This window comes from Sphingomonas sp., from assembly GCF_031361285.1.
In the GTDB taxonomy this organism is placed as follows: domain Bacteria; phylum Pseudomonadota; class Alphaproteobacteria; order Sphingomonadales; family Sphingomonadaceae; genus Sphingomicrobium.
This window is the reverse complement of sequence record NZ_JANMCO010000106.1, coordinates 1-9,016: the sequence shown is the minus strand read 5'-3', so window position 1 is coordinate 9,016 and position 9,016 is coordinate 1. Positions and strand designations below refer to the sequence as shown.

Annotated in this window: 10 protein-coding genes; 4 read left to right on the top strand and 6 right to left on the bottom strand. The window is 62.5% G+C overall.

The window, feature by feature from the left end; genetic code table 11:
- Positions 1-46: 46 nt before the first annotated feature.
- The 5 genes from RMO25_RS10100 to asnB form a co-directional block, all read right to left on the bottom strand.
- Complete coding sequence (locus tag RMO25_RS10100; RefSeq protein ID WP_309662477.1) at positions 47-277, bottom strand: DUF4880 domain-containing protein; 231 nt, start codon at positions 275-277, stop codon at positions 47-49.
- Entirely contained in the window at positions 267-836 is a 570-nt protein-coding gene (locus RMO25_RS10095; protein ID WP_309662476.1) for a sigma-70 family RNA polymerase sigma factor, read from the bottom strand. Before RMO25_RS10095 ends, RMO25_RS10100 begins: the two co-directional genes overlap by 11 nt.
- Before the next feature lie 92 nt (positions 837-928).
- Positions 929-2,155 carry a hypothetical protein gene (locus tag RMO25_RS10090; protein WP_309662475.1) on the bottom strand — a complete coding sequence of 409 codons (1,227 nt, stop codon included), beginning with the start codon at positions 2,153-2,155 and terminating at the stop codon, positions 929-931.
- A gap of 51 nt (positions 2,156-2,206) precedes the next feature.
- Entirely contained in the window at positions 2,207-3,340 is a 1,134-nt protein-coding gene (locus RMO25_RS10085; protein WP_309662474.1) for a glycosyltransferase, read from the bottom strand.
- Entirely contained in the window at positions 3,330-5,261 is a 1,932-nt protein-coding gene (asnB, locus tag RMO25_RS10080) for an asparagine synthase (glutamine-hydrolyzing) (protein ID WP_309662473.1), read from the bottom strand. Before asnB ends, RMO25_RS10085 begins: the two co-directional genes overlap by 11 nt.
- Positions 5,262-5,486: 225 nt before the next feature.
- Here asnB and RMO25_RS10075 point away from each other — a divergent pair, with 225 nt between their 5' ends.
- From RMO25_RS10075 to RMO25_RS10060, 4 genes are read left to right on the top strand one after another with little or no spacing between them, the layout of a single operon-like run.
- Positions 5,487-6,644, top strand: a complete 1,158-nt coding sequence (locus RMO25_RS10075) for a glycosyltransferase (RefSeq protein ID WP_309662472.1) — start codon at positions 5,487-5,489, stop codon at positions 6,642-6,644.
- A complete protein-coding gene (locus tag RMO25_RS10070) occupies positions 6,641-6,892 on the top strand; it encodes a glycosyltransferase family A protein (protein ID WP_309662471.1) in 252 nt (83 codons plus the stop codon). Before RMO25_RS10075 ends, RMO25_RS10070 begins: the two co-directional genes overlap by 4 nt.
- Entirely contained in the window at positions 6,825-7,112 is a 288-nt protein-coding gene (locus RMO25_RS10065; RefSeq protein ID WP_309662478.1) for a hypothetical protein, read from the top strand. Before RMO25_RS10070 ends, RMO25_RS10065 begins: the two co-directional genes overlap by 68 nt.
- A gap of 37 nt (positions 7,113-7,149) precedes the next feature.
- Entirely contained in the window at positions 7,150-8,532 is a 1,383-nt protein-coding gene (locus RMO25_RS10060; RefSeq protein ID WP_309662470.1) for a lipopolysaccharide biosynthesis protein, read from the top strand.
- On the opposite strand, the gene RMO25_RS10055 is transcribed toward RMO25_RS10060, so the two are convergent.
- Positions 8,503-9,016: hypothetical protein (locus RMO25_RS10055; protein WP_309662469.1), on the bottom strand; the 514-nt coding region annotated here is incomplete at its 5' end. The two genes, RMO25_RS10060 and RMO25_RS10055, sit on opposite strands and share 30 nt — an antisense overlap.

Below are 9,016 nucleotides of genomic sequence, written 5' to 3'. Positions count from 1 at the left end.
GGCCAGGACAGCATGACCAGCGCAGCGACGGTCCTAGTGCGTCGGCTTACTGGCCGGACCGAGCGTCCTTGGCCTGCGCGGTTCGCGAGTTCGCCCATGTGGCCAACGCCGGGTCAATATCGCGATCGCCCAGGGCGACCTCGTCATAGGCAACCGAATGCTGTGGATCGAGTGCCAGCCACTCGGCAAACTCGTCCCAATCCTCGGCGCGTCCGTCGCGAAGCCGGATATGCCAGGAGATGGCCTGAGCGCGAGCTGTGGCGGATTCAGGTGGCATCGGACTCGCTTTCCCCTCCTAGACGGCGCGGCGCATTAAACTCCTCATCAGTCCGAGCCTTGATGGCGAGCACAACCTCATAGGCGCGCTGTAAATGCTTTTCGACGGCACTGGCGCTGATGCCGAGCTCGGCCGCGATTTGCTTTTGCCGCTCCCCCTCAATTCGGAATCGGCGGAAAATATCGGCCGTGCGCGCAGGCAGGCTGGCAAGCGCAGATTCGACGATATGCAAACGCTGCTGGGCAATCAGAGCGTCATCTGCAGCGGTCGCTGTATCGCCCGGCGTCGTTAGCGAATCTGTTTCAATCTGCGACCATTGCTCCTCGCGTCGCGCCCTGCGGATCGCGGTGCGCCGTCTATCGAGCAAGAGATTGACAGCCATGCGGTAAAGATAGGCACGCGGTTCGGCGATTGGACCGACCGTGAGGTTCCCAAGCTTCACGTACAGGTCTTGCACGAGGTCTTCTGCCTCATCGGCCGACGCGCCGCGCAACTGCATGAAACGGAGCAAAGCCGGGCGGCTTTCCATGAATTGTATTTGCAGCGATTGCGCCGGCATGGATGCCCTTGGACCGAGGTGACACCCGGGGCCTAGAGCAAGCGGCAAGGGGGGACAACGCGGGCGCGCGTCGCTCAAAGCCCGTTTGGGGGTCAGGCAGTCGCCGCTTTGGCGGACCGTTGGCTGGCTGATTGCCCGGCAGTGGCAGGAGCAGCGCCTTCCGGAATCCGCAAGAATTGCCGAATCGCCTGTGCGGCGCGCTCGGACGATCGAGTGCTGGTGAGATCGATGCTGCGGGCAAACAGGTCGCGCTGGGTTTCAAGATAGCTGAGATGTTCAGTGGGCGCCCGCGCCAGCGCGGTTTGCAGGCGCGTCGGATCGTCGATGACTTCGCCAGCCGCCCAGTGCGCGAAATTGGTATCCGCTGCGTAATCGATGCGATGCGAATTGAGGAAGATGCAAGGCCGCGGCCGGATGAGGAATTCATAGACCTGGCTGCTGACGTCGCCGAGATAAATGTCAGCGGCCTCAGTATAGCTCATGTCGGTCGATGCGGCGCTGCCGAGGTCGATATGGATATTGGGGGCATCGTAATATCTGGACGCGAGCCGCCCCGGCCAGTCCAGCCGCAGCTTGTCGATCGAAATCACAAACTTGCGTTCGAACAGCATTACGTGGGGGGCGAAGATCAGATTGTAGTCCGGGTTACCGGTGAAGAAATCGAGCACCGCCCGGCCATGCGTGTACCACGACGACAAGTGCGGCGACACGTGCGGATTATAGAGCACCGTCGGCTTGCCGTTGCCTTGAAGCTTAGGTGGCAGCGAGCGGGTCCGGGGAAGGTCAAACTTGGGGTAGCCGATGATCGCCAGCCTCTCCGGCGGAATCCCGGTCTCGGCGACCAGGCGATCGCGGATCTTGGGCCCGGCAACGAGTATGAAATCAAACTGGGCGCTGGCCTTGTTGAAGCCAATCGCCCGATCGCCGGCGCCATGACGCGTATGGATTAGCCGCAGGGACTCAAGCCCATAGCGAGTCTTGAGAATTGCCGAAGTCTTCTCCGCGACTACCAAAGCGTCGAGAGAACGAAAGAAATCGAGATTGTCGCGATAGACAGCTAGCTTGGCTGCGGGAATTATCCCGTCGAGGGCCTTGACCGCTCCGCGAAGGATCGGGTTTTTCTGGCGGAGGCGCACCAGTTGCGGGCCAGGTCCACCGTGCATGGCGATGATCCGAACCACTTCGCGGCGCAGGACTTCGTTTGTGGTCGCGACAACAATGTCCCAGTCCGGGTCGCGATCAGCGAGCGCGAGGGCGATGGGCAGGCTGTGAGCGACTTGATGGATTTGATCGTGGTTGAACAGGAAGCCAATCCGCATATTGCCAAGACGCCACGGCCCCTTAAAACCCTCACCAACGACCGAATTAAATTAAAGCACGTCGTCCAAAGCGATGAGGTGACTTGAGACGCCGCTTTCAATTGAATATCCTGCGGCAACGTTGCGGAGCCTGGCGGGTCTCGGGCGCTCCAGATATCGATCCATCAACGCCCCGAGCGCGACCGGCCCGGTGTCTTCGATGATGCCGCCACCATCGAGCCGGCCGAACAGGGATCGCGCTGCCGGGAAGCAATCGGTGGATAGCACCGCACAATTCGTCGCCATCGCTTCGAGGAGCGCGGCAGGAAGCCCTTCGTAATCCGACGTGAGAACGAACAAGTCGGCCTCATGGAGGGCCTTGGATACGTCCGTCGCATAGCCCGGCATGGACACGCGGCCCTGGAGACCCAGTCTTGCGATAAGCGCCGTTAGCGAGGCACGTTCCTCGCCTTCGCCGAGGATCAGGAGTTTTGCGCCCAGGCATTGCACCTGGGCAAAGGCGGCAATCAGCCGGTCAAGACGTTTCTGGGCGGTCAGTCGGGCGACGCTGATGATCGTCTTGCCGGCCGGCCGCTGCCTGGTTGACGTCGGCTCGGCAAGCATCTCCGGCGTCACATAGGGGTTGGCCACGTTGCGAAAGAGCGAGGCAAACTGGGGGAACTCCGCGCGCATTTCATCGCTTTCGTCGGCGCTCAGGGTCCACACTGCGTCGGTCCAGCGGAAGATGATTCGATAGGTCCAAAGACGGAACCGCCGGGCCAATCCCGCGTGGCGGGAGGTCGCAATCGGATTGGTGGTCTTGAGCACGAGCCTGGATTGCCGCAGCCCGGCGAGGCGCACCGCAATCGCGCTGGCCAATGCCGTGTTGTTCGCTGTGGAAATGACGACATCGGGCCGGCGGGCGCCCAGCAGTAGCGCACATTTGATGAGGCCTTTGAACAGGTCGAGCGCGCGGGATCCACTCGCCCGTCCGAGATAGTGGACCGGGACATTCTTCCCCAGCAATTCGGACAAGATGTCCTCGACTTCGCCTTTCCGGCTGAACACGATGAGGTCCACATCCATTCCCGCAGCGGCGAACCCGCGCGCGAGATAGGCCGCGACGCGGTCACTGCCGCCGCGGCTGAATTTGTGCAGGATGAAGCTGACGCGGATGGGGCGCCTGGCGAACCGGTCAGGCGGCATGGATTGTACTCGCAAGCGGGGCAGCTGATTGCGCGCCGCGCCACCAAATCCCGAAAGCCGTAATGGCATAGAGCATCCGGCTGTGGTCGGCTGCGCCGTCTTGATGTTCGCGGAACAGCCGCTCGACCGCAGAGCCATCGAGATATCCGGCCGTGGCGGCGCCGGACGTCTGCCACGTCTCGCGGGCGAATTCGCCAAATCGCCCGCGCAGCCAATCCGCCATCGGAATCTGGAAACCCTGTTTGGGTCGACTCAGGATCTCTTGCGGCAGCCAGGGTGCGGCCGCCCTCCTCAGGATCAATTTCCCGGTGCGGCCGCGAAGCTTGAGGTCCTCGGGCACGGTGAGCGCCCAATCGACCATCTTGTGGGACAGGAAGGGCACCCGTGCCTCGAGCGAGTGGGCCATGCTCGCACGGTCGAGCCTGGTGAGCATGGCTGACGGCATATTGAGCGTGAGGTCGGCGAACAGAAACTGCTCGAGCGCCGACGCCTTCGGCACCGCGGCCGCCGGGAAATACTCTTGTTCGAGCCGGGCGTAGGAATCCTCGCCCTCCTGTTGCTGCCAGAAATCGGGCGAATAGATTTGCCGGCGCAGCGCGCGGCTGCTGATTTGGGTCGCCGCAAAAAATTGCTGGTAGCCGTCGGGCAGGCGAATGAATTCCGCAAAGCGCAGCGCATGCTGACGGACGGCGTTGAGGCGCTGGGAGCGGGAGACCGGCATTCCTTCGATCATGGCCGCAAGCGGACCTGCCGGCCCGAGCAGCGGCCTCAATCGTTCAATCGCACGAGCATTCCGGTGCCTCTTATAGCCCGCGAACAGCTCGTCTCCGCCTTCTCCACACAGCACAACCTTGACGTGTTCCGCCGCAAGCTTCGAGGCGAACCACGTCGGAATCGCCGCCATGTCGGCAAACGGCTCATCGTAGCTGCTGAGAATCTGCGGCAACATCTCGGTTGCATCCGCCATTTCCAGAGGAGCAACGATATGGTCGCATCCGAGGTGATTGGCGATCAGGCGAGCAGCCGCGGTTTCGTCAATCTTGGATCCCGGATGACCAATCGTGAACGCCTTGATCGGCTGGCTGGTCGCCTGGGTCATCGCCGCGAGAATTGCAGATGAGTCGATCCCCCCGGACAGGAATGCGGCCACCGGCACATCGGCCTGCATGTGGCGCGCGGTTGTCCGGCTGAGCATCGAGCGCATCGTGTCGCTCCACTGATCGACGGATAATCTCTCGCCGTCATGGAAGCGCGGACGCCAATAGGCCCCGACCCGGCTGGCGCCCTCGGCGTCGAATGTCAGGTAATGGCCGGGGTCGAGCGTTGCGACCTGATGAAAGATCGAACGTGGCCGGCGCACGTGACCGAAGCTGAAGAAGTCGTGCACCGCCCGCTGGTCAACGTCGAAGCGATGATCGGGCAGGACGCGCAGCGCCTTGAGTTCCGATGCAAAACTGAGGCCGCCTCCTTGTTCGGAAATGTACAGCGGCTTGATCCCAAGCGGGTCTCTCGCCAACGTCAGCGAGCGTCGCCGCCGGTCCCAGATCGCGACGGCGAACATTCCTTCAAGCCTGGCCCAGGCATCGTTCCCCCAGTGGGAAAATGCCGCCAGGATGGTCTCGGTGTCGCTATGGGTGACGAATGAATAGCCCGAGGCGATCAGCGGTTCCCGGACCTCGAGATGATTGAAGATCTCCCCGTTGAACACGATCGCGAAGCGGCCGTCGGGGGTGTCCATCGGCTGGTGACCGCCGGCGATGTCCAGGATGCTGAGCCGCCGCATCCCGAATCCGAAATCGCCGTCGGTCAGAATTCCCGAGTCATCCGGCCCGCGATGGGCGATGGCGTCACACTGGGCTTTGATATCAGCCCGCGCTACCGGACGCCCATTGCGCCTGAACCAGCCCGCAATTCCACACATTCAATTCGCCTTTCAGGCTGTGGCACTCCGCCGACGCCGCGCTTTTCCATATTGCCGCATGGCGCGATCTGTGTCGTGGGGATCCCCTTTGGATCGAGCCAATACAAGAAAGCCGCGCCGCTTGAACTCCCCATTCGCGCCGAACGATGTGGGCCCGGCCCCTCGCGCCGACTTTGAGATATGAGAATGCGTTCCTCAGTCCAGCCGGTATCTTCCAGATCCTCGATGACGGACGGATCGCTGGACGGTGGAATATTGATAACGATCCATCGCTTGAGCCATGGGGGGGCTGACCGTGTCGCTATTCACCTGGCCAACGGTTTTGTCCGGACGGGAATACCCGTCGGAATTGCCATTCTACGTAGCGGCGGCGAGGGGGAGCAAACGCTGCTCGGGCTTCTCGACAAGAGAGTTTTGCGGGACGACGCCGGGCCGCCGATCGGATCGCGCCATCTGGAGCTTGCCCGCGGACTTCCCTTCATTCGGAACCTTGTCGCAACGGCGCGGCCGTCCGTGGTCCTCGCCAGCAGCAACAATATGGGTTTGATCACCGGCCTCTCATCGCTGCGGCAGCCAGGCGATCGCCGGCCAAACTACGTGTTGAAGACCACCAACCCGGTGATCCGCCCGTTCGATCGCGGCCGCCTAAGGAAATTCTATCGGCACCGCCTGTACGGCTTCGTTTTCAGCAATTTTGATCGGATTCTCACGCTCAGCGCCGAGGAGCGAGCCACATTGTCGGGAATGTATCCGCAACAGAAGGGCAAGTTCCTCGTTGTGACCAACCCGTACATCACTCGCGAAATGTTTGCGGACTATAAGCGGGTGCCACGCTCACGGTCGCGCAGGATTCTCACTCTCGCCCGAATGATGCCGCAAAAGCGGCTGGACATCCTTCTGACCGCTTTCGCGCGAGTCAGCCGACCAGACTGCCAGCTCACGATCCTGGGAGACGGGCCGGAGCGGCCGCGCCTCGAGGCGTTGGCGCAGTCCTTGGGAATCGCAGACAGGATCGAAATGCCGGGCTTTTCCGAGCAGGTTCTTCCTTGGCTGCGCAATGCGGACCTGTTTGTCCTCTCGTCGGACTATGAAGGCTGGCCGGCCGCTGTGTTCGAGGCCCTGGCGTGCAATCTACCCGTCGTCACCACCGACTGCTTCGAGGGTGCCCGGTCACTCCTCGCCGATGCACCCCGCTGTGCGGTCATACCGAGGGGCGACGTCAATGCCCTTGCACATGCCATTGATAACAGTCTGAACTCCCGGGAGGATACGGCAAATCTGCGCGACATCGCCCGCGGCTATGGAATCGAGGCCGCGATCGAGAGCCATCTCAATGCACTGCGTCCGCTGTTGCGCTCGATTAGCGACGTAGGGAAGCAATGATGGCCAGGCGTGCCGGCGAAGCGCGCATCAATACAAGCGCGCGGCCTCGCATTGCGGTCGTCCTTCCGGTCCACAACCGGCGGCTGGTCGTGCAACGCGCGATCGACAGCGTATTGCGCCAAGACCTGACGGACTTCGAACTGGTCGTCGTCGACGATGGATCGACGGACGGCAGCGCCGATGTCGTGGCCGACATCCGGCATCAGCGTGCGACGAGAGGTCGCGCTTCGCGCCGGCCTGTTCGATGAGAGCGTCGAGCGGCGGCAGGACATGGAGTTTCTGGTCCGCCTCGCCAAGACTGCACGCTGCGCTCTTGCTGTTCGGGCACGTATCGGCGCCATTGCGTGGTCGCCATGCTTACCGGCGGTGGCAAAGCGGATCAATGAGGCATTCATGCTCATGAGTCCGCTCGTCACGCTGACTGCCACTTGCGCGCCTGCGCAAGAGACGCTGTGCATGGCGGCATGACGATGGCGATTCGACTTTTGCGGCAGGTGCGGCAGCAGTGACAGCCGAGGCGCGCGGCAGCGGAATCTTTGCCCGGCTCGCAAGGAACCTGGGTTGGCTGGCCGGATCGCGCGGTTTCACTGGCGTAACCAGCCTGGCCTATCTGGCGATCGCCGCGCGCACGCTTGGGCCAATTGGCTTTGGCGCGTTCACGCTGGTGTTGACGTATGGCCAACTGATCGCAAACTTCGCCCAATTCCAATCCTGGAAAGGCGTCATCCGCTATGGCGCCGTCCACGTCACCGCAGGACAACCACATCGGCTTGCCCGACTGTTTGGCTTCACGGCGACGCTTGATTTGGCAGCCGGGGTGCTGGGTGCCGTGGTCGCGGTCCTTGCTGTCCCGCTCGCAGCTCCTCCGCTGCACTGGGATGCGGCCCAGCAGCAATCGGCGCAATTGTTTGCCGCGGTCCTGCTGTTGACTACCGGAACGACGCCGTCGGGCATGCTGCGTCTGTTCGATCGGTTCGACCTCTTGGCCTATACCGAGGCCTTGTCACCAGCCATCCGACTGATCGGCTCGATTGCGGCCTGGGCGAGCGGAGCGGGCGTGGGGGCTTTCCTGGCCGTCTGGGTTTCGGCCGCAGCCGTCCAGATGATCGCGCAGTGGATCGCGGCGCTGATGCTGCAAAGCCCACGCCCTGTATTTGGCCGGCGGGGTTTGATCGCCGCAGTCCATGAGAACCACCGAATTTGGCGATTCATGATTCAGACGAACATCTCGAGTTCTTTAAGCGTCTTTTGGATGCAATTGGGGACTCTTGCCGTTGGCAGCGTGGCCGGGCCGGTCGAGGCGGGTGGTTTTCGCATGGCGCAACGTCTCGCCAAGGGCATCACCAATCCCGTCGAAACCGCGACGCGCGCACTCTACCCGGAATTCGCGCGACTAGTGGCCGAGGATGATCATAAGAAACTGCGTCATGTCCTGGTTCGCGTCTGCTCGATCGCTGCCGCGCTGGCGAGCCTGGCTGTCGTGGCTACCGGCATGGCGGGCGCGGCCATCCTCGGCTTCGTCGCGGGCCCAGATTTCGCATTCGCCCACGAATTTTTGTTCCTTCTTTCGATCGCAGCGGCAATCGATCTCGCCGAGTTTGCCCTTGAGCCCTTTCACGATGCGCACGGGCGAGCCGGCCGCGTGCTGCGAATCCGGGCAGTCGGCGCCTTGGTCTATCTGGTATTGCTCGGGTTGCTCCTGCCGACGCTGGGAGCGCGGGGCGCTGCTCTGGCCGCGATCGGCACCTCGCTGGTTATCTTTGCCCAATTTGCGATTTCCTCGATGCAAATCCTCAACAGGACAGTTGATTGTAGCCGCGAACCCTCATTTCAAAAAACATCCCCGTCCGTTGCACCTTCAGCTGGCGTCCGCCGCGATCCAAAATAAATTTAGAAGTTCAAGCCGAGCGCTGCGTAGACATGGTAGCTCGACTGGCCGCCGGACCATGCCGGCCCGCCCGCCACGAGCAGCGAGAATGGCTCGCGCAGCTTGACGAATCGCGCCGGCGCCGAGGCTGTTGCGGCTCGCGCCGGCGCCGAGGCTGTTGCGGCTCGCGCCGCCGTCGGTGCCGGCGCTCTGGTGCGTCGCTTCGCCGCCAACGGTCACTTTGTCGCTCACAGCATGGGTGACCGCGGCTCCCGCCAGCCAGAAGTCGCGGCTGCCCGGTCCCGGGTTGACCTCATAACCGCCGCCGCCGAACAGCGACGTCTTGCCGATGTCCTTCTGTGCCCAGACCGGCAGCAGGACCCGCGTCCGAATGCTCGCCTTCGATGTGGGCAGGAAAACGCGCGGAAAGATCGCCACCGACAACCCTTGGGATGTGATGTCGACAAAGCGGTATTTGATCCCGACCTCGACATCGCCCGCGCCG

What these genes read in the sequence shown, in the direction of transcription:
- RMO25_RS10090 (WP_309662475.1), bottom strand. Translation starts at nt 2,155, where the DNA reads ATGCGGATTGGCTTCCTGTTCAACCACGATCAAATCCATCAAGTCGCT.
- asnB (WP_309662473.1), bottom strand. Translation starts at nt 5,261, where the DNA reads ATGTGTGGAATTGCGGGCTGGTTCAGGCGCAATGGGCGTCCGGTAGCG.
- RMO25_RS10075 (WP_309662472.1), top strand. Translation starts at nt 5,487, where the DNA reads ATGACGGACGGATCGCTGGACGGTGGAATATTGATAACGATCCATCGC.
- RMO25_RS10070 (WP_309662471.1), top strand. Translation starts at nt 6,641, where the DNA reads ATGATGGCCAGGCGTGCCGGCGAAGCGCGCATCAATACAAGCGCGCGG.
- RMO25_RS10085 (WP_309662474.1), bottom strand. Translation starts at nt 3,340, where the DNA reads ATGCCGCCTGACCGGTTCGCCAGGCGCCCCATCCGCGTCAGCTTCATC.
- RMO25_RS10095 (WP_309662476.1), bottom strand. Translation starts at nt 836, where the DNA reads ATGCCGGCGCAATCGCTGCAAATACAATTCATGGAAAGCCGCCCGGCT.
- RMO25_RS10065 (WP_309662478.1), top strand. Translation starts at nt 6,825, where the DNA reads ATGTCGTGGCCGACATCCGGCATCAGCGTGCGACGAGAGGTCGCGCTT.
- RMO25_RS10100 (WP_309662477.1), bottom strand. Translation starts at nt 277, where the DNA reads ATGCCACCTGAATCCGCCACAGCTCGCGCTCAGGCCATCTCCTGGCAT.